Source organism: Qipengyuania sp. GPGPB31 (assembly GCF_038396345.1).
Lineage (GTDB): Bacteria > Pseudomonadota > Alphaproteobacteria > Sphingomonadales > Sphingomonadaceae > Qipengyuania > Qipengyuania citrea.
This window is the reverse complement of the sequence record NZ_CP149572.1, coordinates 255,612-279,882: the sequence shown is the minus strand read 5'-3', so window position 1 is coordinate 279,882 and position 24,271 is coordinate 255,612. Positions and strand designations below refer to the sequence as shown.

Annotated in this window: 27 protein-coding genes; 11 read left to right on the top strand and 16 right to left on the bottom strand. The window is 66.7% G+C overall.

The annotated features are described in order from the left end of the window. Positions 1 to 74: 74 nt before the first annotated feature. On the bottom strand, positions 75 to 1,391 hold the full coding sequence (locus WKH79_RS01495; RefSeq protein ID WP_160766566.1) for a serine hydrolase domain-containing protein: 1,317 nt from the start codon (positions 1,389 to 1,391) through the stop codon (positions 75 to 77). 109 nt (positions 1,392 to 1,500) lie between these two features. Between WKH79_RS01495 and WKH79_RS01490 the strand changes: the two genes are divergently transcribed. Further along, positions 1,501 to 1,722, top strand: coding sequence for a hypothetical protein (locus tag WKH79_RS01490; RefSeq protein WP_050600301.1), 222 nt, complete (start codon positions 1,501 to 1,503; stop codon positions 1,720 to 1,722). On the opposite strand, the gene mutY is transcribed toward WKH79_RS01490, so the two are convergent. After that, on the bottom strand, positions 1,719 to 2,741 hold the full coding sequence (mutY, locus tag WKH79_RS01485) for an A/G-specific adenine glycosylase (RefSeq protein WP_341859390.1): 1,023 nt from the start codon (positions 2,739 to 2,741) through the stop codon (positions 1,719 to 1,721). The two genes, WKH79_RS01490 and mutY, sit on opposite strands and share 4 nt — an antisense overlap. 14 nt (positions 2,742 to 2,755) lie before the next feature. Here mutY and WKH79_RS01480 point away from each other — a divergent pair, with 14 nt between their 5' ends. From WKH79_RS01480 to WKH79_RS01460, 5 genes are all read left to right on the top strand, one after another. Further along, entirely contained in the window at positions 2,756 to 3,346 is a 591-nt protein-coding gene (locus WKH79_RS01480) for a DUF721 domain-containing protein (RefSeq protein ID WP_228135249.1), read from the top strand. Next, positions 3,343 to 4,050: a thioredoxin domain-containing protein gene (locus WKH79_RS01475; RefSeq protein WP_083437325.1), complete on the top strand. Its 708-nt coding sequence runs from the start codon at positions 3,343 to 3,345 to the stop codon at positions 4,048 to 4,050. Before WKH79_RS01480 ends, WKH79_RS01475 begins: the two co-directional genes overlap by 4 nt. 111 nt (positions 4,051 to 4,161) lie before the next feature. Next, entirely contained in the window at positions 4,162 to 4,902 is a 741-nt protein-coding gene (locus WKH79_RS01470; RefSeq protein WP_341859389.1) for a thioredoxin domain-containing protein, read from the top strand. 28 nt (positions 4,903 to 4,930) lie between these two features. After that, on the top strand, positions 4,931 to 8,353 hold the full coding sequence (locus WKH79_RS01465) for an AAA family ATPase (RefSeq protein ID WP_341859388.1): 3,423 nt from the start codon (positions 4,931 to 4,933) through the stop codon (positions 8,351 to 8,353). Between the two features lie 25 nt (positions 8,354 to 8,378). Then, positions 8,379 to 9,758, top strand: a complete 1,380-nt coding sequence (locus WKH79_RS01460; protein WP_341859387.1) for a M24 family metallopeptidase — start codon at positions 8,379 to 8,381, stop codon at positions 9,756 to 9,758. 7 nt (positions 9,759 to 9,765) lie between these two features. Here WKH79_RS01460 and WKH79_RS01455 read toward each other — a convergent pair whose 3' ends face one another. The 5 genes from WKH79_RS01455 to rpmF form a co-directional block, all read right to left on the bottom strand. Then, complete coding sequence (locus WKH79_RS01455; RefSeq protein WP_160766562.1) at positions 9,766 to 10,134, bottom strand: MerR family transcriptional regulator; 369 nt, start codon at positions 10,132 to 10,134, stop codon at positions 9,766 to 9,768. A 20-nt stretch (positions 10,135 to 10,154) separates the two neighbouring features. Further along, positions 10,155 to 10,454, bottom strand: a complete 300-nt coding sequence (locus WKH79_RS01450) for an integration host factor subunit alpha (RefSeq protein ID WP_197458094.1) — start codon at positions 10,452 to 10,454, stop codon at positions 10,155 to 10,157. 126 nt (positions 10,455 to 10,580) lie between these two features. Next, positions 10,581 to 11,546, bottom strand: coding sequence for a beta-ketoacyl-ACP synthase III (locus WKH79_RS01445; protein WP_341859386.1), 966 nt, complete (start codon positions 11,544 to 11,546; stop codon positions 10,581 to 10,583). Next, positions 11,543 to 12,580, bottom strand: coding sequence for a phosphate acyltransferase PlsX (gene plsX, locus WKH79_RS01440; RefSeq protein ID WP_050600295.1), 1,038 nt, complete (start codon positions 12,578 to 12,580; stop codon positions 11,543 to 11,545). The genes WKH79_RS01445 and plsX overlap by 4 nt, the downstream gene beginning before the upstream one ends. 27 nt (positions 12,581 to 12,607) lie before the next feature. Beyond that, the gene (gene rpmF / locus WKH79_RS01435; RefSeq protein WP_050600294.1) at positions 12,608 to 12,787 is read right to left on the bottom strand and encodes a 50S ribosomal protein L32; all 180 of its coding nucleotides are present in this window, start codon (positions 12,785 to 12,787) and stop codon (positions 12,608 to 12,610) included. 241 nt (positions 12,788 to 13,028) lie between these two features. Between rpmF and WKH79_RS01430 the strand changes: the two genes are divergently transcribed. Next, positions 13,029 to 13,427: an MAPEG family protein gene (locus tag WKH79_RS01430; RefSeq protein ID WP_197458076.1), complete on the top strand. Its 399-nt coding sequence runs from the start codon at positions 13,029 to 13,031 to the stop codon at positions 13,425 to 13,427. Positions 13,428 to 13,516: 89 nt separating this feature from the next. On the opposite strand, the gene WKH79_RS01425 is transcribed toward WKH79_RS01430, so the two are convergent. Continuing rightward, positions 13,517 to 14,158, bottom strand: coding sequence for an MBL fold metallo-hydrolase (locus tag WKH79_RS01425; protein WP_050600362.1), 642 nt, complete (start codon positions 14,156 to 14,158; stop codon positions 13,517 to 13,519). Positions 14,159 to 14,279: 121 nt separating this feature from the next. On the opposite strand from WKH79_RS01425, the gene WKH79_RS01420 reads away from it, so the two are divergent. Beyond that, positions 14,280 to 14,651 carry a cytochrome c gene (locus tag WKH79_RS01420; RefSeq protein ID WP_063511674.1) on the top strand — a complete coding sequence of 124 codons (372 nt, stop codon included), beginning with the start codon at positions 14,280 to 14,282 and terminating at the stop codon, positions 14,649 to 14,651. Here the strand turns inward: WKH79_RS01420 and WKH79_RS01415 are convergent. Then, complete coding sequence (locus WKH79_RS01415) at positions 14,630 to 15,304, bottom strand: S24 family peptidase (protein ID WP_341859385.1); 675 nt, start codon at positions 15,302 to 15,304, stop codon at positions 14,630 to 14,632. The genes WKH79_RS01420 and WKH79_RS01415 overlap by 22 nt on opposite strands. A 171-nt stretch (positions 15,305 to 15,475) precedes the next feature. Here WKH79_RS01415 and WKH79_RS01410 point away from each other — a divergent pair, with 171 nt between their 5' ends. From WKH79_RS01410 to WKH79_RS01400, 3 genes are all read left to right on the top strand, one after another. Beyond that, positions 15,476 to 15,691, top strand: a complete 216-nt coding sequence (locus WKH79_RS01410; protein WP_160766559.1) for a hypothetical protein — start codon at positions 15,476 to 15,478, stop codon at positions 15,689 to 15,691. Beyond that, on the top strand, positions 15,681 to 16,034 hold the full coding sequence (locus tag WKH79_RS01405; RefSeq protein WP_341859384.1) for a hypothetical protein: 354 nt from the start codon (positions 15,681 to 15,683) through the stop codon (positions 16,032 to 16,034). Before WKH79_RS01410 ends, WKH79_RS01405 begins: the two co-directional genes overlap by 11 nt. Before the next feature lie 98 nt (positions 16,035 to 16,132). Next, positions 16,133 to 16,495, top strand: coding sequence for a hypothetical protein (locus WKH79_RS01400; protein WP_341859383.1), 363 nt, complete (start codon positions 16,133 to 16,135; stop codon positions 16,493 to 16,495). Between the two features lie 86 nt (positions 16,496 to 16,581). On the opposite strand, the gene WKH79_RS01395 is transcribed toward WKH79_RS01400, so the two are convergent. The 7 genes from WKH79_RS01395 to fsa all read right to left on the bottom strand — a co-directional run bounded on the left by WKH79_RS01395 (position 16,582) and on the right by fsa (position 24,244). Beyond that, positions 16,582 to 18,021: an aldehyde dehydrogenase family protein gene (locus WKH79_RS01395; protein WP_063512694.1), complete on the bottom strand. Its 1,440-nt coding sequence runs from the start codon at positions 18,019 to 18,021 to the stop codon at positions 16,582 to 16,584. 74 nt (positions 18,022 to 18,095) lie between these two features. After that, entirely contained in the window at positions 18,096 to 19,034 is a 939-nt protein-coding gene (locus WKH79_RS01390) for a D-2-hydroxyacid dehydrogenase (RefSeq protein WP_341859382.1), read from the bottom strand. Positions 19,035 to 19,071: 37 nt separating this feature from the next. After that, positions 19,072 to 19,377 (bottom strand): DUF559 domain-containing protein, encoded by a 306-nt coding sequence (locus WKH79_RS01385; RefSeq protein WP_050600286.1) that lies wholly within the window; start codon positions 19,375 to 19,377, stop codon positions 19,072 to 19,074. Positions 19,378 to 19,379: 2 nt separating this feature from the next. Further along, a complete protein-coding gene (cysS, locus tag WKH79_RS01380) occupies positions 19,380 to 20,825 on the bottom strand; it encodes a cysteine--tRNA ligase (RefSeq protein WP_341859381.1) in 1,446 nt (481 codons plus the stop codon). A 159-nt stretch (positions 20,826 to 20,984) separates the two neighbouring features. Further along, entirely contained in the window at positions 20,985 to 21,656 is a 672-nt protein-coding gene (locus WKH79_RS01375; protein WP_341859380.1) for a nitroreductase, read from the bottom strand. 98 nt (positions 21,657 to 21,754) lie between these two features. Further along, positions 21,755 to 23,581 (bottom strand): cobaltochelatase subunit CobT, encoded by a 1,827-nt coding sequence (gene cobT, locus WKH79_RS01370; protein WP_341859379.1) that lies wholly within the window; start codon positions 23,579 to 23,581, stop codon positions 21,755 to 21,757. Next, positions 23,582 to 24,244 carry a fructose-6-phosphate aldolase gene (gene fsa / locus WKH79_RS01365; RefSeq protein WP_063506684.1) on the bottom strand — a complete coding sequence of 221 codons (663 nt, stop codon included), beginning with the start codon at positions 24,242 to 24,244 and terminating at the stop codon, positions 23,582 to 23,584. Positions 24,245 to 24,271: the final 27 nt, after the last annotated feature.

Below are 24,271 nucleotides of genomic sequence, written 5' to 3'. Positions count from 1 at the left end.
CCCGCCAGCCGTTCGGGGTCGGCGCGGACGTGATCGGCGCGGTCGAGCCGCGACCCGGTAAACGACAGCACGGTTTACGCCTTCGCCCCCTGCATCGCGGCCAGATCGGCAGTCACCGCTTCGGGGAAGCCTTCGTGGATGGGGTAGCTGTCCGACGGCATGAACTGCGTCATCAAATTGGCACGCAGCCCCGCCTTGTAATTGACGAAGGCGATCGTGCCTGCCGCGCCGCCCCAGCCATAGGACCCGTCGCTCACGCGGCCGCCCGCGCCGAAGCCCTGGCCTTCGACCCAGGTGCCTTCGGTGGTGGCGGTTTCGGGCAGCAGGTTGGACGTGCCCACGCGGACCGCGAGTTCGCCCATCACGCGCCTGCCCTCGATCACGCCGTAGCCGAGCAGCATCTGGAGGAAGCGGTCGTAGTCGCGCGGGCTGGAGACCAGCCCCGCCCCGCCGAAGGGGAACGGCGGCGGGTCGAGATAGATCGAGGCCTTGGCCGGGTCGACCGGCAGCGGCGTGCCGTTCATGATGCCGTAATTGGTGGTGAAGCGGCCGATTTCGCTGTCGGGCACGGTGAACCAGGTGCTGGTCATCCCCGTGGGTTCGAAGATCCGCGTGCGCAGGAATTCGTCGAAGGCCATGCCCGAGGCGACCTCGATCACGCGGCCGAGCAGGTCGAGGCTGACCGAATAGCTCCACTTGGTCCCCGGCTGCAGCACCAGCGGCAGCTCGGCCAGCCGGTCGGCGAAGACATCGAGCCCCTCGACCGCCTTGGCACGGCCAAGCCCGGGAATCGGCATGCGGCTGACCTGGCCCGGGATCAGGCCCTGCTCGGCATAGGCCTCGGTAATCGGGCCCTTCTGGACGATGCCATAGCCGAGCCCCGCAGTGTGCGTGAGCAGCTGGCGGACGGTGATCGGCCGTTCGGCGGGCACCACATCGGTGACCGAGCCGTCATAGGTCTTCTGCACCTGCATGTCGGCGTAGGCGGGCAGCAATTCGGCGATCGGCTGGTCGAGCCCGAGCCGGCCCTCGTCGATCAGCATCATCGCGGCCATGCCGGTGATCGGCTTGGTCATCGAATAGATGCGGTACAGGCTGTCGGCATCGGCCTGCGCCGCCCCGCCCAGCGCCAGCGTGCCGCGGGCGATCGTGAGCGGATCCTGCCGGCCCCAGCCGAGCGTGGCGACCATGTTGGCGACCTTGCGTTCGGACACGTATTTGTCCGCCAGCGCGGTGACCGCGGGCCAGCTGGCGGTGCCCGCCTGCGCCTGCGCCATCGCCACCCGGCCCAGCGGCGCACCGGCGAGCGCAGCCCCCGCGGTCAGCCAGGCACCCCCGCGCAGCAGCGCGCGGCGGGACAGGTTGGGGGTGTCGAATTCGCGATAGGCCATTGACGTCTCTCCGGAAGCTCTTTGACGGGGTTCTGCGGGACCGGCGGCGGAGCGTCAATTGCGAATTGAAACGGTTGCATTCGGGCAGTGTCCTATCCATATAGGACACATGCTGAACCTCCTTTCGATCCTCCTCGGACTGCTCTCGCTCGTCATCGTCATCCCCGCGACCATCCCGCTGCTCGGCTGGGCGAACTGGCTGGCGCTGCCGCTGATCGTCCTCGGCGTGGTCGTCGGCCAGCTGTCCTCGACCAATGGCGGACGCAATTTCTGCCTCGTCGTGCTGCTGATCGCCGCAATCCGGCTGAGCATCGGCGGCGGGCTGATCTAGGCCCCGCGCACCAGCCGCGCGGCGTTCGCGAACAGCGTTGGCAACCCGGCCTCCTCGATCCGGTCGAGCGGCCACCATTCGCCCGGCCCCGCGGGCTGCGGCGCGTCGCGCTGCACCAGCACCGACAGTTCGAGCGCGGCATGCGTGAAGACATGCCGCACCACGCCCGCATTCTCCCATGCCCCCGCCAGCGGCGGCTCGGCCGTTCCGTCGCCCTGTGCGCTCCAGCCGTCGTCGGGCAGCGCGCGCATCCCGCCCAGCATCCCCGTGTCCGCGCGGCGAACCAGCCAAACCGCCCCGTCGTGCTCGATCCACCAGGCGCGGCCTTGGCGCAGCGGCTTGGGCTTGCGCGGCGCCTTGACCGGGAGGCGTGCGGGATCGCCCGCTGCGCGCGCCGCGCACGCCTGCGCCAGCGGGCACAGCAGGCACCTGGGATCGCGCGCGGTGCAGACGGTCGCACCCAGATCCATCATCGCCTGCGCGAAATCGCCCGCGCGCCGATCGGGGGTGATGCTGTCCGCGGCGCTGCGGATCGCCTTGCGCGCGCCGGGCAGCGGGTCCTCGATCGCGAACAGCCGGGCGACGACCCGCTCGACATTGGCATCGACCACCACCGCGCGCCGGCCGAAGGCGATCGCCGCCACCGCCGCGGCGGTGTAGGCGCCCAGCCCCGGCAATTCGCGCAAGTCCGCCTCGGTCGCGGGAAACCCGCCGCGCTCCGCCACGGCGCGCGCGCATTTCACCAGATTGCGCGCCCGCGAGTAATAGCCCAGCCCCGCCCACGCCGCCATGACGTCATCCTCGGCCGCGGCGGCCAGCGCCTCGACATCGGGCCAGCGCGCGGTGAAGGCTTCGAAATAGGGCTTCACCGCCGCCACCGTGGTCTGCTGCAGCATCACTTCGGACAGCCACACGCGATAGGGATCGGGCGGCGCCGCGCCGGGCCGCGCGCGCCACGGCAGGTCGCGCGCATGCCGATCGTACCAGGCAAGCAAAGTTTCGGAGACGGTGGCGGCCACGGCGCGCCTATGGCATGAGCATCGCCATCATGGAAAGCGACAAGACCAAGGGCGGCGCAAAGCCCCCGCGCGGCGCGAGATCGGGCGGCAAGCAGCCCGCGGCGAAGCAGTACAGCCGCCCGCGCGGCGGCAGCGCCAAGCCGATCAGCGACCTGATGCCGCAGATCGGCCGCAGCGCGTTCCGCCGCTTCGGTTTCGTGCAGAGCTCGATCGTCAGCCGGTGGCCCGAAATCGTCGGCACCGTGCATGCGCGGACCTGCACCCCCGAGATGATCCGCTTTCCCCCCGGCGAGAAGTCCGAAGGGATCATGCACCTGGTGGTCAAACCCGCACATGCGCCGCTGGTGCAGCAGGTCATCCCCGAAATCATCGACCGCGTGAACCGCTTCTTCGGCTACCGCGCGGTGGCCCGCATCAAGCTGCGGCAAGGTGAGGTTAAGCCGCCGCCCGACAGGGAAAAGCCCAAGGCGCCGCCGTCGCTCAAGCCCATTCCGATGGAATTGGGCGACAGTCTGCGCGATATCGGCGATCCGGAACTGCGCACCGTGCTCGAATCGCTCGCGCGCAGCCTCGAATCGCAAGAGGATGGGAACGACAACAGGTGAAGACGAAAACCGCGATGATCGCTGCGCTGGCACTGGCCGGCGCGGGAACGCTGGCGCTTTCCGCCAGCGCGCAGGACCGGCCGATGCTGCCCGGCGGCAACTGGGCCGGAATGCTAGACGAAACCGATGGCGGGCACCGCTTCGGCAATCCCGAAGCGAAGACCAGGCTGGTCGAATTCATGAGCTACACCTGCTCGCACTGCGCCACTTTCGCGCGCGAGGGCGATGGCGCGATCAAGCTGACGCTGGTTCCGACCGGCCGCTTCAGCTACGAAATCCGGCACCTGATCCGCGACCCGATCGACCTTACCGCCACACTGCTGACGCATTGCGGCGATCCCAAGAGGTTCGGCGGCAATCACGAAGCGATCATGTATCGCTATGACGAATGGATCGAGAAGGCGCGCAAGACCACGCAGGCGCAGCGGTCGCGCTGGCAGTTCGGCAGCCTGTCGGCGCGCTTCCAGGCGATCGCCAGCGATCTCGATTTCTACGACATCATGGAGACGCGCGGCTACGAACGAGCCGAGATCGACCAATGCCTGACCGACGAAGCCAAGGCCAGCGCGCTGGCCGACCGCTCGGCCGCCGATGCCGAACGCTACGGCATCACCGGCACGCCCAGCTTCGTGCTCGACGGCGAACTGCTCGAGGGAACGCATGACTGGTCTGCGCTCGAACCCCAGCTCGCCGACGCGCTCTAGCGGGCGAATGAACCGCCTTTTCGGGGGAAAGCCCTGTGGATACGCCGCGCGGCGGCTTCCCCTGCCCCCGCCCTCCGGCCTAGCCTTCGCCATCCAGACACGAGGAAACCGATGACCAAGACCCTGCGCTTCGCCCTTGCCGCCCCGCTCGCCCTGGCGCTTGCCGCCTGCGGATCGGGCGCCGAGCAGAGCGGCGAAATCCAAGGCGACGCGATCGCCGCCATTCCCGCGCCCGCGGGCAGCGAATGGCGCACCACCGCGGTGATGACCGAAGAAGGCGGCACGCTGGTCGGCAATCCCGACGCCCCGCTCAAGCTGGTCGAATACGGCTCGCTTACCTGCCCCACCTGCGCGCGCTTCTCGATGGAAGGCGGCGAACCGCTGCTCGAATATGTCGATAGCGGCGTGGTCAGCTTCGAATTGCGCCAGTTCGCCGTGCACGGCCCGCTTGACCTGCTGCTGCAGCGCATGACGCAATGCGGCCCGGTCGAAGCGGTCATCCCGCTGTCGGACCAGGTCTGGGCCAATTACGAAACCATCATGCAGCCGATCCAGGCCAACCAGGCGGCCTTCGAGGCCGCGATGCAGCGCCCGATGGAAGAGCGCTTCGTGGTTGCCGCCGAACAGATGGGCTATCTCGATTTCTTCGCCGCGCGCGGGATCAGCGAAGACCAGGGCCGCCAGTGCCTGGCCGATGTCGCTGCGCTCGAGGACATGGCCAATTACACGCAGCGCTACAGCAGCGAATTCGACATCACCGGCACCCCGACCTTCGAACTCAACGGCAACAAGGTCGATGCCAACACCTGGGGCGCACTGGAACCCATTCTCCAGCGTGCCGGCGCCAGGTAAGTCCGGCACGCGGGGGGCATAGGCGCGGATGAAGATCTCGAAGCTCCGGCTGAGCGGCTTCAAGAGCTTCGTCGAACCTGCCACCTTGCATATCGAACCGGGGCTGACGGGGGTCGTCGGCCCCAATGGCTGCGGCAAGTCCAACCTGCTCGAGGCGATCCGCTGGGTGATGGGCGAAAACTCGCCCAAGTCGATGCGCTCGGGCGGGATGGAAGACGTCATCTTCGCGGGTACGCAGAGCCGCCCGCAGCGCGATTTCGCCGAAGTGGTGCTGCACGGCGCGGACGATGACGGCGACGAGATGGAAGTCGTCCGCCGGATCGAGCGCGGCGCGGGCAGCGCCTATCGCCTCAACGGACGCGATGTGCGCGCCAAGGACGTGGCGCTGATCTTCGCCGATGCCGCCACCGGGGCGCACAGCCCCGCGCTGGTCAGCCAGGGCAAGATCGCGCAGGTGATCGCCGCCAAGCCCACCGAACGCCGCCAGATGCTCGAGGAAGCCGCCGGGATCGCCGGGCTGCACGTCCGCCGCCGCGATGCGGAAAGCAAGCTGCGCCAGACCGAGACCAATCTCGAACGGCTCGAGGACATCATGGCCGGGCTGGACAGCCAGATCGCCTCGCTCCGCCGGCAGGCGAAGCAGGCCGAGCGCTACCGGAAACTGTCCGACGAGATAAAGACCGCCGAGGCCCGGCTGGTCTTCGCGCGCTGGCGCGATGCCGCCGCGGCAGCCGAACAGGCCAAGGCCGCTGCCGCCGATGCCGAGGCGCGCGTGAACGAAGCGCAGACGGCCGCCGACGAAGCGCAGAAGGCGCAGCGCAACGCTGCGGAAGCGCTGGCCGAAGCGCGCGAGGAACAGGCTGATCGCCGCGACGATGCCAGCGCGCATGGCCACCGCATGGCCGCGCTGACCAGCCAGCTCGAGGCCGCCGAACAGCGGCTGGCCGATCTCGACCGCCAGAAGGCGCGGCTCGAGGCCGACCGCGGCGATGCCGACCGCTTGACGCGGGACGCCGCCGAGGCGCTGTCGCGGCTCGAACGCGAGCTCGCCGAAAGCGAACAGGCGCTGGCCGCCGACGAGGAGCGCCGCCCGGCGCTGGAACGCGGGCGCGAACAGGCCGAGCGCGACAGCCGCGCCGCCGAACTCGCGCTGGCGCGCGCGACTGCCGACAATGCCGGGGTCGAGGCTGAATGGCGCGTCGCCGAAGCTGCGATCGCGCAAGCGCGCACGCGGCTCGACCGGGTCGAGGCAGAGGCTCGGCGCATGGCCGAACAACGCGCCGCGCTGGCGGGCGAGGATCCCGACGCCGATGTCGCCGCGGCGCGTGCGGCAGCGGAAGAAGCAGGCACGCGCCTCGGCGACCTGCGCGGCACGATCGAGACGATGCAGGCGCGCAAGGCGGAACTGCAGGCGGCGCGCGATACGGCATCGTCGCAGCTGGCCGAGGCCCGCGCCGAACTGTCGGGCGTCCAGCGCGAATGGGAAGCGCTGAAGCGCGACCGCGATGCACGCGAACGCGCCGCGGCCAAGCGCAGCGGGCGCCAGCAGGCAATCGACGGCGTGCGCGCGGCCAAGGGCTATGAACGCGCGGTGGCGGCGGCGCTGGGGCGCGATGGCAAGGCATTGCTCGGTGCGCCCGATGGCGATGCCGAGGGGCGCTACTGGACCGGGGCCGAACCACCCGCGCCCGTCGACGGCAGCCTGTCCGCGCATGTCGAGAGCGCGCCGCAGGAATTGCGCGCGCTGCTGGCGCTGGTCCAGGTTGCCGACGAGGATGACGGCCGCGCGCTCGCGCCGGGCCATGCGCTGGTCACCACCGACGGGCAATTGCGCCGCTGGGACGGGCTGGTGGTGCGCGGCGAAGGTTCGGCCGAAGCCGCGCGGCTGGAGGCGGAAAACCGCTTTGCCGAGCTCGATGCGCGCCTGCCCGCGCTGCGCGAAGCTGCAGACGGCGCACAGGCCGCGCTCGACACCGCGGGCGAGGAACTGGCGCGGTTGCAGCGCGATCTTGTCGCGCGCGAACGCGAGCTGGCGGGCGCTGCGGATGCCGAACGCCAAGCGCTGCGCACGCTCGACCAAGCCGAGGCGGCGCGCGAACGGCTGGCCGCGCGGCTCGAGGAACTCGCACGCAGCGAAAACGAACAGGGCGAGCTGATCGCCGCGGCTACCGCCGAACTCGATGCCGCGCAGGCGCGGCGCGATGCGCTGCCCGATCCCGCAGCGGGGCGCGCCGCGCTCGAAGCCGCGCGCGCGAAGAACGAGGCGGCGCGGGCGACCTTGCAGGCGCGTGCCGCCGAACTCGCCAGCTACGACCAGGCACTGGCGGTCGCACGCGAGCGCGCCGCAGCCCAGCGCAGCGACATGGCCAATTGGCAGGCGCGCAGCGGCGATGCCGCGCGGCGGCTGTCCGACATGGAAATCCGCGCCGAGGAAATAGAGCAGGAACGCGCGGTGACCGCGGCCAAGCCCGAAGGGCTGATGCGCGAGATCGAACAGGGCGACCAAGTCCGCGAGCGATTGACGCGCGCGCTTTCGGAAGCCGAACAGGCGGTCAGCGCCGCCAGCGCGCAGGCGCAGCAGGCCGACAAGGACTTTTCCGCAGCCAATGAAGCGCTGGCCAGGGCGCGCGAAAGCCGCGCCGGCCTGGCCGAGCGCGCCGAGAACCAGGATAGCCGCCGGATCGAGATGGCGCGGGTGTCGGGAGAGCGTTTCCAGTGTCCGCCCCCGCTGCTGCCGCAGCGCTATGAATTCGACGAGGAAGCGATTGCCGCAGCGGAGGCGGAGAGCGAGGAGATGGACCGGCTCACCGCCAGCCGCGAGCGGATCGGTCCGGTCAATCTGGTGGCCGCGGAAGAGCTCGAACGGATCGAGAGCGAGCATGGCAGCAATGCCGCCGAGCAGGAGGAACTGCGCGAGGCGGTCAGCCGGCTGCGCGGATCGATCGGCAATCTCAACCGCGAGGGGCGCGAACGCCTGCGCGCCGCGTTCGAACAGGTCAACGACCACTTCAAGCGCTTGTTCATGCGGCTGTTCGAAGGTGGTGAAGCGCATCTCGCGCTGATCGACAGCGACGATCCGCTCGAAGCGGGCCTCGAGATCTTCGCGCAGCCGCCGGGCAAGAAGCTGCAATCGCTCACGCTGCTGTCGGGCGGCGAACAGGCGCTGACCGCGACCGCGCTGATCTTCGCGCTGTTCCTGACCAATCCGGCGCCGATCTGCGTGCTCGACGAGGTCGATGCGCCACTGGACGATGCCAATATCGACCGCTTCTGCGACCTGCTCGACGCGATGACGCGCGAGACGCAGACCCGCTATCTGATCGTGACGCACAATGCGGTGACGATGAGCCGGATGCACCGGCTGTTCGGTGTGACCATGATCGAGAAGGGCGTCAGCCGGCTGGTCAGCGTCGATCTGGGCGCGGCCGAAGAACTGCTCGCGGCCGAATAGCCGCGCTGCCACGGGGGAGAATTCGATGATGTCGCTGCGCCTGCCACTTGCCGCCCTGCTGCTGGGCTGCGCCGCCCACAGCCCCGCCGCGCTCGCTGCCGCGTCCGCCGCGCCGACGCAGATCGGCATGAGCGAAACCGAACAGGCGGCCCCCGCCATGCCGCCGCTGCTTTCCATGCGCGCGCGCGCCGAGGTGATCGACGCGGTGCTGGCACAGCGGCTGGAGACGGTCGTTCCCGCAATCATGCGCGAACAGGGCATCGCCATGTGGGTGCTGATGGCGCGCGAATATTTCGAGGAGCCGGTCATCGCGACGATGCTGGATGCGCAAAGCATGCATGCGCGGCGGCGGACGATCCTGATCTTCCACGATCCCGGCGAAGGGCAGGAAATCGAGCGGCTGACCGTCAGCCGTTATGGGCTTGGCGACCTGTTCGAGGCGGCTTGGGACCCCGAGCAGCAGCCCGACCAGTGGCAGGCGGTGGCGGACATTATCGCGCAGCGCGATCCGGCGAACATCGCGATCAACACGTCCGATCTGTCAGCCTTCGGCGACGGCATGACGCTGAGCCAGTACCGGATGATGAAGGAGGCTCTCGCGCCCGAGTACCGCGAGCGGATCGTGTCGGGCGAACAGCTGGCGACCCGCTGGCTCGAAACGCGCACACCCGCCGAGATCGCGCTTTACCCCGGGGTCGTGCGAATCGCGCATGCGCTGATCGCGCAGGCTTTCTCGCGCGCGGTCATTACGCCGGGGGAAACCACGGCCGCCGATGTCCAGTGGTGGTATCGCGACACGCTCGCCGCGCACGGCCTGACGCCGTGGTTCCACCCCTCGGTCGGCATCCAGCGCGAGGGCGCCGAGGGGATGCTCCGCGGCGATACGGCGATCCTCCCGGGCGACCTGCTGTGGACCGATTTCGGCATCACCTACCTGCGGCTCAACACCGATACGCAGCATCTCGCCTATGTCCTCAAGCCGGGCGAAAGCGAGGCGCCCGCGGGCCTCCGCGCCGGGCTGGCAGCCACCAACCGCGTGCAGGACGCGCTGATCGGCAGCTTCGCGGCAGGATCGAGCGGCAACGAAATCCTCGCCCGCGCGCGGCGCAGGGCGATTGCGGAGGGGCTCGATCCCTCGATCTATTCGCACCCCATAGGGCTGCACGGCCACGGCGCGGGCACGCCGATCGGGTTCTGGGACAATCAGCACGGCGATCCGCGCGGCGAGTACATCCTCCAGCCCGACACCGCGTGGTCGATCGAACTGACGTCCTACAACGCGGTGCCCGAATGGGGCGGACAGGTGGTCGATTTCCGTTCGGAGGAAGACGCGTTCTTCGATGGCGAGACGGTGCGTTACCTCGACGGGCGCCAGACCGAACTGACGCTGATCCCCAGCGACTGAGCCGGGTTCAGGCTGCCAGCGCAGCCGCGAGGTCGGCGCGGATGGACTTGAGGCGCGCGACCAGGTCGCCATCGACCGGAGCGGTGCGCGGATCGGCAGCCTGCGCGGCTGCCTGCGGATCGGGAGCGCCCTTGAGCGCCGCCTTGGCGCCTTTCAGCGTGTAGCCCTGGCGATTGACCAGCGCGTCGATGCGTTCGACCAGCGCCACGTCTTCGGGGCGGTAGTACCGCCGGCCGCCGCTGCGGGTGAGCGGCTTGAGCATGGGGAACTGCTGTTCCCAGTAACGCAGCACATGCGCCTTGATCCCGGTCGCGCGGGCGACTTCGCCGATGGTGCGCAGCGCGCCCTCTTCCTTGCCGTCGTCGAATTCAGCCATCGCGCACCCTTGTCCCGGCCTCAGCCGTTTGCAATCCGCTCCTTGAGCAGCTGACTGGCGCGGAAGGTCATCACCCGGCGGGGCGTGATCGGCACTTCGACCCCGGTCTTGGGGTTGCGGCCGATGCGTTCCTTCTTGTCGCGCAGCACGAAGCTGCCGAAGCCCGAAATCTTTACGTTCTCGCCATCGGCCAGCGCATCGCACATCTTGCCGAGGATCGCTTCGACCATGTCGAGCGACTCGGCGCGCGACAGCCCCATCTTGCGGTTGATCGTTTCGGCCAGATCGGCCCGGGTAAGCGTGCCTACGGAGCGCATCATATCCATTCTATCCTTCCCCCAGAAACGACCCTGAACGGGAATGCGACCCCAACTCGAACTTCACCAAGCAATATAGAGGTTTGGCAGCGCGCTGGCAAACGGGTTCCCGCGGCTACGGGGCTGCCCTTACATCCGCGCGAGCGAGGCGCCCCACGTGAAGCCGCCGCCCATCGCCTCGAACATCACCAGATCGCCGGGCTTGATCCGGCCGTCGCGCATCGCGGTATCGAGCGCGAGCGGGACCGAGGCCGCCGAGGTGTTGGCGTGCCGGTCGACTGTCACTACGACCTTTTCGGCCGGCAGGTCGAGCTTGCGCGCGGTGGCATCGAGGATGCGGGCATTGGCCTGGTGCGGCACCACCCAGTCGATATCGGCGACTTTGGTGCCCGATTCCTCGAGCACTTCCTTGAGCACGCTGGCGAGATTGACGACCGCGTGGCGGAACACCTCGCGGCCCTTCATGCGCAATTTGCCGACCGTGCCCGTGGTCGAAGGCCCGCCGTCGACATAGAGCATGTCCTTGTGCTGCCCATGGGCATGCAGGCGGCTGGCAAGGATGCCGGGGCCGTCCGCGGCGACGTCCTGCGCCTCGAGCACGACTGCCCCCGCGCCATCGCCGAACAATACGCAGGTGGTGCGATCGTCCCAGTCGAGAATGCGGCTGAAGGTTTCCGAACCGATCACCAGCGCCTTTGTCGCCATCCCGGTCCGCAGCAGCGAATCGGCAGTGGCCAGCGCATAGAGAAAGCCCGAGCACACGGCCTGCACGTCGAAGGCGACCCCGCCGCCGCACCCCAGCGCCGCCTGCACCTGCGTGGCGGTGGCGGGGAAGGTATGGTCGGGAGTGGCGGTAGCGAGGACGATCAAGCCGATTTCCTGCGCATCGACACCCGCCGCTTCGAGCGCGTTGCGCGCTGCCGCGGTGGCGAGAGTGGAGGTCGTCTCGCTATCGTCCGCGATATAGCGCTGGCGGATGCCGGTCCGCTCGACGATCCATTCGTCGCTGGTGTCCACCCTGGCGGCGAGATCGGCATTGGTGACGCATTTGGCGGGCAATGCCGAACCCGTGCCGGTGATCACCGAACGGATCATTTCGCGGTAACGCCCGCCGCTTCGATTTCGCCCAGATCGCGTTTGATGCGGTTGGTGATGTCGTCCTCCAGCAGCCGCGCGGCGACTTCCACCGCATTGGCGACGCCCTTGGCATTGGCGCTGCCGTGGCTTTTCACCACCACGCCGTTGAGGCCGAGGAAGACCGCGCCATTGTGGTTGTTGGGGTCGAGATGGTGGCGCAGCAGGTCGGTCGCGGGACGCGAGACGAGGAAGCCGATCTTCGAGCGCAGCGAGCTGGTGAAGGCATTGCGCAGCAGGTCGGTGACGAAGCGCGCCGCGCCTTCGATCGCCTTCAATGCAATATTGCCCGAGAACCCGTCGCAGACCACCACGTCGCATTCGCCGCGGTTGATCTTGTCGGCTTCGACATAGCCTTCGAAATCCATCGCCAGCCCGGTGGCGGCGCGCAGCGCCTCGGCGGCGGCCTGGATATCTTCGGTGCCCTTGGTTTCCTCGGTCCCGATGTTGAGCAGCCGGGTGCGCGGGCGTTCGCGGCCGGTCACGATGCGCGAATAGGCCGCGCCCATGATGGCGAACTGGATGAGGTTGCGCGCGTCGCATTCGCGATTGGCGCCGAGGTCGAGCATGACGACATCGTCGTCGGTCAGCGTCGGCAGCAGCGCGGCCAGCGCTGGCCGGTCGAGCCCGGGCATGGTGCGCAGCGCGAGCTTGCTCATCGCCATCAGCGCGCCGGTGTTGCCGCCCGACACCGCGGCGCCGGCATCGCCCTGCTTCACCGCATTGACCGCAAGGCCCATGCTGGTGGTCTTGGCGCGGCGCAAGGCGCGGCTCGGCAGCTCGTCGCCGCCGACCACGTCGGTGCAATGCAGGATCTCGGACGCCCCGGCCATGCCGGGGTGCGTGTCGAGTGCGGCCTTGATGCGTGTTTCGTCGCCAACCAGCAGGAACTGGAACTTGTCGTGGCGACGACGCGCAAGCGCGGCGCCTTCCACCATGACGCGCACACCTTCATCACCGCCCATCGCATCGACGGCGATACGCGGCAGGCTCATGCGCTGTCTCCGGCTTGGCTGACGGTCTTACAGACCGACGGCGATGATTTCGCGGCCGTTGTAATATCCGCAGTGCGGGCACAGATTGTGCGGCCGCTTGAGTTCGCCGCAGTTCGAGCACTCGTGATGAGCTTCGACCTTGAGCGAATCATGCGAGCGGCGGTTGCCGCGACGGTGGGGCGATACTTTCCTCTTGGGGACGGCCATGGCGGCACCTGTTCCTCAAACAATTACAATCAATTTCGGTGGCCGCCCTAGGGGATGGTCCGGCACGCTGCAAGAGCGCGTGAACCCGAAAATCCCGACCGTGACGGTGAAGGCGCGCGTAATAGCCAAATTTGCAGGCGATGCAACCCGATTCCGCATGCCGCGGCGGGATTGCACGGCGACGGGCTTCGCCCTAGCACGCAGGCGGGTAGCGTTCACGGGGAACGCGAGGGAGAGAAATATGGGCATTATCCTGCCGGTTACACTGACCGCGGCGGCTGCAGCGGCGATCATCAACTTGTGGCTTGCGATCCGAGTCGGGCAGATGCGCGGCGCGACCAAGACCATCCACGGCGACGATGCGGGCGGTCCGCTGACGCGGCGGATGCGCGCGCAGCTCAATTTCGTTGAGAACACACCGTTCGTCCTGGTGCTGATTGCGGCCATCGAACTGACAGGCAAGGGCGATCCCTGGCTGGCCTGGGTGGCGGCAATCTACATGCTCGGCCGCGTGGCGCACGGCTTCGGCATGGACGGCGAAGGCGCGACCAAGCCCCGCATGATCGGCACGCTGGTGACGATGCTGACGCTGCTCGGCCTCGCGGTGGTTGCGGTGCTGATCACGCTTGGCGTGATGTAAGAGAAGGAAATTTTGCGGCGTACGGTCGGGACATCCGTCCCGACCTTGCGCAAGCTATCGACGGAGGTCGATAGCGCACCCCACAAATATCAACTCAACGCGTAATCGCTCACGAAGGCGTTGGTCTGGCGTTCCTGGCCGAAGGTGCTGGTCGGCCCGTGACCGGGAATAAAGGTCACGTCATTGCCGAGCGGCCACAGTTTCTGCGTGATCGCGTCGATCAGGTCCTGGTGGTTGCCCATCGGGAAATCGGTGCGCCCGATGCTGCCCTGGAACAAGACGTCGCCGACGATGGCAAACTTGCTCGGCCGGTTGAAGAACACGACATGGCCCGGCGTATGGCCGGGGCAATGGATCACCTCGAGCGTCAGTTCGCCCACGGTGACCGTGTCGCCATCGACCAGCCAGCGATCGGGTTCGAACACCTCGGCCTGCATGCCGTATCTGGCGCCGTCTTCCTCGAGCCGGCTGATCCAGAAGCGGTCCGCCTCGTGCGGGCCCTCGATCGGCAGGCCCAATTCCTTCGCCAGCACGCCCGCCTCGCCGCAATGGTCCATATGGCCATGCGTGATGAGGATCTTCTCCAGTTCCACGCCCGACTTGGCGACCGCCGCCTTGAGTTTGTCGAGATCGCCGCCGGGATCGACCAGCGCGCCCTTGTTGGTCGCGGTGCACCAGATCAGCGAGCAGTTCTGCTGCAGCGGCGTGACCGGGACAATACCGGCTTTCATGGGCGGAGTGGCGGGCTTTTGGGTATCGGTTTCCATATATCCGCAAAAATGGTCGGCTTCTTGATCGAAAACAAGCCGCATCTGCGGCAAAGTGCTAACACCGCGGTCGAGGAGCAGATTCATGAAGCATATCGCAACCATCGCGGCGGGCTGCGCGGTGCTGGCAGCATGCCAGACCTATCCCGATCGCCCCGCCCCGCCGGGCGGTGCAGTGGCCAGCGCCGCAGCGCCCACGCCCGACTTCGTTACCGGCGTATGCGGGGAATGCCATGCCGTGACGAGCGATACGGTGTCGCTCGACCCGCAGGCCCCCGGCTTTGCCGACATCGCCAACAGCCCGGGCCTGACGCGCGCGACGTTGGTGACCTTCCTGTCGGATGCGCACAATTACCCGATGCAGATGGATGTCGACCTGGTCGAAGAGGATATCGAACTGGTTGCCGACTACATGCTGACGCTGCGCTCGGACGATTACGTCAAGCGCCCGTCGTGATCGGGCGGCGGGTCACACCCGCCCCCTTTCCAGACAACCCGGCCGATTACCTCGACCTCTTCGCACGCGAGGTCGATCGGCGCATAGCTGTCGTTGGCGCTGATCAGCGCAATGCGGCCCGGCGCGCTGGCCTGGACCTGTTTGACGTGCAGCGCATCGCCGATGCGCACGACGTGGATACCCTCGCCCGAACGCTTGTTGCGATCGACAAAAATCTCGTCGCCGCTGCGCAGGGTTGGTTCCATGCTGTCGCCCTCGACGCGGATCGCGGTGAGATCGGCGCCCTCCAGCCCCATTTCGCGCAGCCAGCGGCGACTGAAGCGGAAGCTGTCGAAGGAAATTTCCTCCGCCGAGAACGAGCCGGGACCCGCCGAGGCGTCGAGCGGGAGGCGGGGTACGGTGATGAACTCGTCCGGAGCAGACGCGCGCACATGGTCGGGATCGGCGCCCAGCGCGACCTCGGACACGCCGAAGAACTCGGCCAGCCGCCGCCGGTCCGCCTCCTCCAGCTTGCGCGGCGAACCCTTGCGCACGAATTGCTGCAGATAGCTGGGGTTGCGGCCGAGCATGGCGGATAGCGAGGCAAGGCTGGTGCGCCCGGCCTCGGCCAGTTCGACCAGCTTCGCGCGGTCCGGCGTCATCGCTTCACTCATAAGACCGTGTCCTCAAGCCCGCCGTCATCCGACCCGCGTCGCGCAGGACGGAGCATGCGAGAAAATTCCTATAGCATAGGATTTTTCCTAGACAAGTAGGATTTCGGCTGGAACCAATCAGGAACACGGCGAGCGATTCGCCTGTCTGACCAGCCTATTGGGGAGCCCGCGATGCTGATCCGATCCGTCGAGAAATTCCTTCGCCAGCACGAGATGGCGGCCACCAAGTTCGGCCGCCTTGCCGCGCATGATCCGCGCTTCGTGCTCGATCTGCGCATGGGCCGCGAACCGCGCGACCGCACCGAACAGCGCATCCGCGGTTTCATGGCCGGGTTCGAGGCGGCGCGCGATGTCGCAACCACTCGGGAGACCGCGCATGTCGGATGAGACAGCCCCGCCCCGGGCGCCGCGCGTACGCCGTACCGCCGCCGACCGCCTGCGCGCCGCGCTGGCCGACCTCCACGCGCATCACGGTCAGGTGTTGACGCATACCGAGAAAGCTTGGGCCAGCATCACCTTTGCGGGCACACGGCACAGCCTCGCAATCCTGTTTGCAGGCGACGAGGCGGTGGCGGCGGGCGAAGAGTTCGTCGCCGCCCTGCCCGATCACGAATTCGCCATCCCCGGCCAGCTGGTGGCCGATGCGGGCGTTGTCGAAGTCGAACATCGCCTAATCCCCGAACCGCGCCTGGTGGTCCGGTGCGAGCTTTTGCTGCTGGAGGAGAGCTGAGACGCGCGGTGCCGGCGTCTATTTGTGACGCTTCCAGCTTCACAGGAAAATTTCGGCAATTGCGTGGAAAGCGGACATTCACATGGTAAGCAGAGATCATGCGCTGCCGAGCTACGATCATCGCAGGCCTACTATCAGTCGGCGTCCTTCTAAGCGGGTGCGCGGAAGACCGTCTCGAAACGCCTGAGTTTTTCCAGTCGAAAACAGGACTGGCGATTTGTCGAGACGCGCAAGTCAGAAATGTCCGTGTTGGTGACTATGATCACGAAACTGACTTCACCTATGGCGTGCGACTAAAAATGTCCGATGAATGCAAGGACAACTTTCTAGAAGAAATCGAAGAGCGGTTGGGTACCCACTGCCCAACTGTGACCTGTTCGTTCATGGATGCAAACGCGTGGTCTTACGAGATTTCCACTCTGGCTGACGGAGAGATCAACTTCATTCTGCGGGCCACCTGATAGGAAATAAACCGTCCGCAATCGGGTCGGTAGCGGAATAACCGCTTTCAAGCAGCCAAGGCGCTCATCGGCCCTCCGCCCCCCGATCACCCGCGCCGGATCACCAGGTTACGGATCTCGGTCATGTCCTCCATCGCGAACTTGATGCCTTCGCGGCCCAAACCGCTGTCCTTCACGCCGCCATAGGGCATGTTGTCGACGCGGTAGCTGGGGACGTCGTTGATCACCACGCCGCCGACCTCGAGCCGGTCCCAGGCGTCGAACATCTTGAACAGGTCGCGGGTGAAGATGCCCGCCTGCAGGCCGAAGGTGGAACGGTTCACCTCCGCGAGCGCCTCGTCGAAATGCTCGAACTTCTGCAGGATGGCGAGCGGGCCGAAGGCTTCTTCGTTGAGTGCCTTGGCGTCCTTGTGCACGCCCTCAAGCAGCGTCGCCTCGAGCATGTTGCCCTTGCAGCTGCCGCCCGTCAGCAGCGTCGCGCCGCCTGCCACCGCCTCGTCGATCCAGCCCTTGAGGCGGCTGGCCTCGCCCTCCGAAATCATCGGGCCGATGAAGGTGTCGCGGTCCTTGGGATCGCCCGCGACCAGCGTCTTCGTTTTGGCGACCAGCATGTCCTTGAAGCGGTCGTAGATGTCTTCGTGCACGATGATCCGCTGGACGCCGATGCAGCTCTGCCCGCTCTGGTAGAAGGCGCCGAAGATAATCCGCTCGAGCGCATCGTCGAGATCGGCATCGTGATCGACCACCACCGCGGCATTGCCGCCCAGTTCGAGCACGACCTTCTTCTTGCCGCAGCGCGCCTTGAGATCCCAGCCCACGCCGGGCGAGCCGGTAAAGCTCAGCAATTTGAGCCGTTCGTCGACGGTGAATAGGTCGGCCCCGTCGCGGCTGGCGGGCAGCACGCTGAACGCGCCTTCGGGCAGGTCGGTCTCGGCCAGCACCTCGCCCATGATGATCGCGCCGAGCGGGGTCTTGCTGGCGGGCTTCATCACGAAGGGGCACCCCACCGCGATCGCGGGCGCGACCTTGTGCGCGGCGAGGTTGAGCGGGAAGTTGAACGGCGAGATGAAGCTGCACGGCCCGATCGGATAGCGTTTCCAGATCGACTGGTAGCCCCTGGCGCGCGCGGAGATATCCAGCGGCATGACCTCGCCATACATGCGCACCGATTCTTCCGCTGCGATGCGGAAGGTGTCGATCAGCCGGGTGACTTCGCCCTCGCTGTCCTTGATCGGCTTGCCCGCTTCCACGCACAGCGCGTAGGCAAGCTCGTCGAAGCGTTCGGTGAAGCGGTCGACGCAGTGCTGCAGCACCGCCTGGCGTTCATAGCTGGCGAGCCGCGCCATCGGTTCGGCCGCCCTCACCGCCCCCGCAATCGCCTCGTCGATGATCTCGGGGCTGGCGAGCGCGGTGCGAAAAGCCACCTCGCCGGTGAACTTGTCGGTTACCGCCAGATCGGTGTTCGGCTGCGCGGCCTTGTTGTTGAGATAGAGCGGGTAGGTATCCTTCAGCGTGGGCATCGGCATCTCCACCCTCCCGCGGGCGGGAGGGACCGGGGTGGGTCTGACCCTTTAACCGCCCGGGCGGGCGGTGCGTTCCGTCAATAGCCCAGATCGAGATCGAGCTGCGGCTGCACCGCTTCGCCGCGGCGCCAGCGGGCGAGGTTTTCGATAAAACGATCCGCGCTGCGCTGGAACATCTTGGTCTGCGCGCGGCCCGACAGGTGCATGGTGACCTGCGCATTCTCGAGGCCCCACAGCGGATGATCCTCGGGTAGCGGTTCGGGGTCGGTGACGTCGAGCAGCGCGCCCTCGATCTTGTTGTCCCGAAGCGCTTCGACCAGTGCCGGCTGGTCGACCACATCCCCCCGCGCGATGTTCACCAGGACGCCGTTGGGCCGCATCGCGGCCAGTTCCACCGCCCCGATCATATTGCGTGTTTCGGGGGTCGAGGGGACCGCCAGCACCACCCAGTCGAATTCGCCCAGCCGCCCGCGCCATTCGCCAGGCTTGAGCGCGCCATCGGCGCCCGAGCGGCGCACGGGCACGACCTTCATGTCGAAGGCTTCGAGCCGCGTCTTGATGAGCGATCCGATTGCGCCCATCCCGAGCAACAGCACGCGCTCGCCCGCCAGTTCGCGCTTGCCCGGGCTATCGAGCAGCCATTCGTGGCGGTCCTGCGCGCGCACCACTTCGCGGTAGCCCTTGGCATGCGCGAGCATCAGCATGACGACATATTCGGCGATGGTGATCGCATTGATGCCGACGCCATTGGTGACCACCACGCCGCGTTCGGCGAGCAGGTCGAGCGGCATGAAATCGAGCCCGGCATAGATCGAGTTCATCCACTTGAGCTGCGTGGCAGCGGTGGCGATCTCGACCATCGGCTCCTTCTCGTTGAGGTCGAACCAGCCGATTTCCGCCTGGGGGGCAAATTCGAGCGCCTGTTCCTTGCTGGCAAACCACAGCGGCTCGACCCATTCGGGCAGGCGCGGTTCGACCAGCGGGCGGATCATGGCGGACAGGACGGCTTTGGTCATCGATTTCTCCCTCGAAACCTCCATTGCCGTTCAGGGATTATTTCGCAAACCGTTCCTTGCGCCGCGCGGCGATGTCGAGAATCGCTTCGGCCACTTCGCTGGCATTGCGCTGCACATGGCTGGGCGGAACCTGCATGATGTCGACGCGGTGGCGTTCCTGCCAGCGTTCGCGCGCGCCGTCTTCCCTGTGACGGAACGGATCATCATCGACCTCGATCGCCAGATGCGCATCGGCGCAATAGAACGGCAGGGTGAAGCCTTCGGCATCGTGATCGCGCACGAAGGAAAGGCCCTGGGGCGCGTCCTTGAGATGTTGCCAGAGAAGGGTCTGCGCGTCGGCCATCGTCAGAGCTTCCAATCCCAACCCAGCGGGTCGCCGTCCATTACCTCGACACCCTTTTCCCCAAGGCTTTCACGGATCGCATCCGAAGTGGCGAAATCCTTCGCCATGCGCGCCTGCTTGCGGCGGATCAGTTCGGCCTCGATTTCCTCTTCGGTGATGGTCGCGCCCTCCGGCCGCAGCCGCAAGTCGGCGCGGGACAGGTCGAACAGGCCCAGCCCGAGCACCGCGTTCATTTGCGCGATGACCGCGCGCTTGCTTCCGGCATCGACCTTCTTGACCGCGAGCGCCTCCTCCAGCGCAACCAGCGCAATCGGCGTGTTGAGATCGTCGGCCATGGCGGCGGCGAATTTCTCGCGTATCGGGGCAAACTTGGGATGGTCGGGAGTGCCCGAGGCGGCATCTTTCAGTGGTCCGACCGCCATCACGATCCGCTTCAACCGCGTCAGCGCGGCGCCGAGGCCCTCCCACGAGAACTCCAGCTCGCTGCGGTAATGCGCCTGCAGGCACATCATCCGGTAGGCGAGCGGGTGGTAGCCCCTGTCGATCAGCAATTGCAGCCGCAGGAACTCGCCCGACGACTTGCTCATCTTGCCGCTGCGCTCGATGAGGAAGTTGTTGTGCATCCAGATCTTCGCGCCCGAATGGGTCGCTTCCGACAATCCGCCGCAGCCGCAGAAGGCCTGGTTCTGCGCGATTTCATTGGGATGGTGGATCTCGCGGTGGTCGATCCCGCCGGTGTGGATGTCGAAGGGGAAGCCGAGCAGCTTCTCGCCCATGACCGAGCATTCGAGATGCCAGCCGGGCGCGCCTTTACCCCAGGGCGAATCCCATTCCATCTGCCGCGTTTTGTCCGCCGGGGTCTTGCGCCAGATCGCGAAATCGGCGGCGTTGCGCTTGCCCGCGACGGTGTCGATCCGGCCCTCGCCTTCCTCCGTCACCGCTCGTGCGAGGCGGCCGTAATCGGCCACGGTCGAGACATCGAAATAGAGCCCGCTGTCGAGCTCGTAGCAATGCCGGTCGGCAATGCCCTTCGCGAAGTCGATCATCTCGTCGATGTAATCTGTCGCCACCGACCACTTGGCCGGCTCGCGGATGTTGAGCGCTTTCACATCGGCCCAGAAGGCCTCGGTATAGTGCTTCGCGATGTCCCAGATCGACTGCGCCCTGGCGGCAGCCATCTTCTCCATCTTGTCCTCGCCCGCATCGCCATCGTCGGTCAGATGGCCGACATCGGTGATGTTGATGATGTGGGTGAGATCGTAGCCCTTCCAGCTCAGCGTGCGGCCAAGCACGTCGGCGAAGACATAGGCGCGCATGTTGCCGATATGGGGGTAGTTGTAGACCGTCGGCCCGCAGGAATAGACGCGCGCTTCGCCCTCGTGGACGGGGGTGAATTCCTCCAGCTCGCGGGTGAGCGAGTTGAACAGCTTGAGCGGCGTTTGGGTCATGCGAAGCGCAATGGCGCGGAGGCGGGGGGCGGTCAACAAGCAGTCAATGCGAGGAGCCGTAGGCGACGTGGCAATCCATCTTCCCACCTGGTGTATTTCGCTAGTGACGGGTGATGGATTGCTTCGCCTTGCGGCTCGCAATGACTGCTGGGCAGGGAGCTACCACCCTTCCCAGCGCACGCTTTCCTCGATCCCGGCGCGCTTCACGGCGAAATTGTTCACCGCGGCTTCCTCGTCGCGGTAGCCGATGGCGACGCCGCAGAAGAAGGTGTGATCCTCGGGGATATCGACCATTTCGCGGATCTGCGGCGCATAGACCGCCCAGGCTTCCTGGAAGCAGGTGTCGAGCCCTTCCTCGCGCGCGAGCAGGCCCAGTGTCTGCAGCCACATGCCGATATCGCTCCACTGCGGCGGGCCCATGTATCGGGGCGTGTGGACCAGCATCAGCACCGGTGCCCCGAAAGCGCGGAAATTGTTGGCGAACCACATCAGCCGCTTGCCCTTCTCCTCGCGGGAGATTTCGAGCGCGCCGTACATGTCCTCGCCCACCCCGCGGCGGCGCTGTTCATAGGCGCCGTCGAGTTCGGGCGGATAGACATTGTATTCGGGTGCAAACGCCGCGCGCCCCTTTGGCAAATCCTGCGCGATACGGTCGAACAGCGACTGCATCGGCTCGCCCGTCAGGACGATCCCGTGCCACGGCTGCGTATTGCCGCCCGACGGGCTGCGCTGCGCCTTCTCGAGGATACGGGCGAGCGTTTCGCGCTCAACCTTCCGGTCAGTGAAAGCGCGCACGGAGCGGCGCGTCTGGACGGCTTCGGTAACGTTCATTGTAGCTTGTCTCTCCTCCTCGCCTGCAAGCAGGCGCCCCGATTTGCGGCTTCTGGCCCCGCCCCTCGGCCCGTCGCGCCCGCACACACAGGCGCGGCCTATTTCTCGATCTCGAACAGATCGGCCAATTGCTCGATAATCGTCCCGCCCAACTGCTCGACATCCATGATCGTCACCGAACGCTTGTAATAGCGCGTGACGTCGTGGCCGATGCCGATCGCGGCGAGTTGGACGGGCGACTGGTTCTCGATCCAGTCGATCACCTTGCGCAAATGGCTTTCGAGGAAGCCTGCCGGGTTGACCGACAGCGAGCTGTCGTCGACCGGCGCGCCGTCGGAAATGACCATCAGGATGCGGCGGTCCTCGGGGCGGCGCAGCAGGCGGTCGTGCGCCCACATCAGCGCCTCGCCGTCGATGTTTTCCTTGAGCAACCCCTCGCGCATCATCAGGCCGAGATTGCGGCGCGCGCGGCGCCACGGCTCGTCGGCCTTTTTGTAGAGGATGTGGCGCAGATCGTTGAGGCGTCCGGGGTTCGCGGGGCGCCCGTCGGAGAGCCACATCTCGCGGCTCTGCCCGCCCTTCCACGCGCGGGTGGTGAAGCCGAGGATCTCGGTCTTCACGCCGCAGCGTTCGAGCGTGCGCGCGAGGATATCGGCGCTGATCGCGGCGATCGAGATCGGCCGCCCGCGCATGCTGCCCGAATTGTCGATCAGCAGCGTGACGACCGTGTCCTTGAACTCGGTATCGCGTTCGATCTTGTAGCTGAGCGCATGGCCGGGGCTGACCACCACGCGGGTCAGCCGTGCGGCATCGAGCATGCCTTCTTCCTGGTCGAAGTCCCAGCTGCGGTTCTGCTGCGCCATGAGCCGGCGCTGCAGCCGGTTGGCCAGCCGCGTGACCACGCCCTGCAGGCCCGCCAGCTGGCTGTCGAGATAGGTGCGAAGCCGGTCGAGCTCTTCATTGTCGCACAGCTCGGCGGCTTCGATCTCCTCGTCGAATTTCTGGGTATAGGCCTTGTAGTCGAAGCCTTCGGGAAAGTCGGTCCACGGGCGATTGGGGCGGACGGGCTGCATGCCTTCCTCGCCATCGTCCGACGGATCGCCATCGGACATTTCCTGTTCGCCCTCGACGTCCTGGTCGGCGTCGCCGTCGGCCTCGCCATCGGTGACTTCCGAACGGGCATCGGCGGCATCGGGTTCGGCCCCGCCCTCGTCTTCCTCGTCGGTTTCGTCCTGGTCCTCGGGGTTCTCGCCCTCCTCGTCCTCGCCATCCTCGGCATCGGTCGGTTCGGGGGTTTCGGGCAGCGTCAGGTCGAGATCGCGCAGGATGTCGAGCGTCAGGTTCTGGAAGGCGCGCTGGTCGTCGAGCACATCGGCCAGCCCGTCCATATCGGTGCCGATCTTGGCAAGGATATCCTCGCGCACCAGATCAACCCCCGCGCGGGCGCGTTCGGGCACCGCTTCGCCGGTCAGCGCCTCGCGGAGCATCAGCGACAGCGCGGTGGGCAGCGGGACATCGCCCGCCGCCTCGGCGCGCACGATCGGATCGGACGCTGTGCGCATTTCGACCGCCGCGTCGAGATTGCCGCGAATGCCGGCATAGCGCGTCGAGCCGATTGCTTCGTAGCGGACCTGTTCGATCGCGTCGTAGCAGGCGCGCGCGATCGGGTCGGGCGGCGCGCCCTTGCCGTGCAGCGCTTCGCTGTGATGCCGCAGCCGCAGCGCAAAACTGTCGGCAAAGCCGCGCGCTTCGATCGCCTGCTCGCGCGGGAGATTGCGCCCGGGCAGCGGCACGCGGAAGTTCTTGCCCGACTGGGTCGGCGCATCCGCGCTCCACGCGACTTCGACCTCCGCTTCATGCGCGAGCGCGCGGCTGGCGCCGGCCAGCGCCTGCTTGAAGCGGTCGAGAGGGGTCTGTTCGCTCACTTATGCGGTGGGGATCGACTGGCCCGTCTTGTCCCAGTCCTTGAGGAAGCCTTCGATGCCCTTTTCGGTCAGGACATGCTTGAACAGGCCCTTGATCACCGCCGCGGGCATGGTTGCGACATCGGCACCGATGCGCGCGCTTTCGAGCACATGCACCGGATTGCGGATCGAGGCGACGAGGATCTCGGTCGAGAAATTGGGATAGTTGTCGTAGATCAGGCGGATATCGCGGATCAGCGCCATGCCGTCGAAGCCGTTGTCATCATGCCGCCCGACGAAGGGCGAAACGAAGGTCGCCCCCGCCTTGGCCGCCAGCAGCGCCTGGTTGGCGGAGAAGCACAGCGTCACATTGACCATCGTGCCATCGCCGGTCAGCTTCTTGCAGGTCTTGAGCCCGTCGATCGTCAGCGGCACCTTGATGCAGACATTGTCCGCGATCTTGCGCAGCGTTTCGGCCTCTTTCATCATCGTGTCGTGATCGAGCGCGACGACTTCGGCGCTGACCGGGCCGTCCACGATATCGCAGATTTCCTTCGTCACTTCCATGAAGTCGCGGCCCGATTTGGCGATCAGCGACGGATTGGTGGTGACGCCGTCGAGCAGGCCGGTGTCGGCCATTTCCCTGATGTCGGCGATATCGGCGGTGTCGACGAAGAATTTCATGCGCGAAGGCTCCGGGGGAATTGCGAT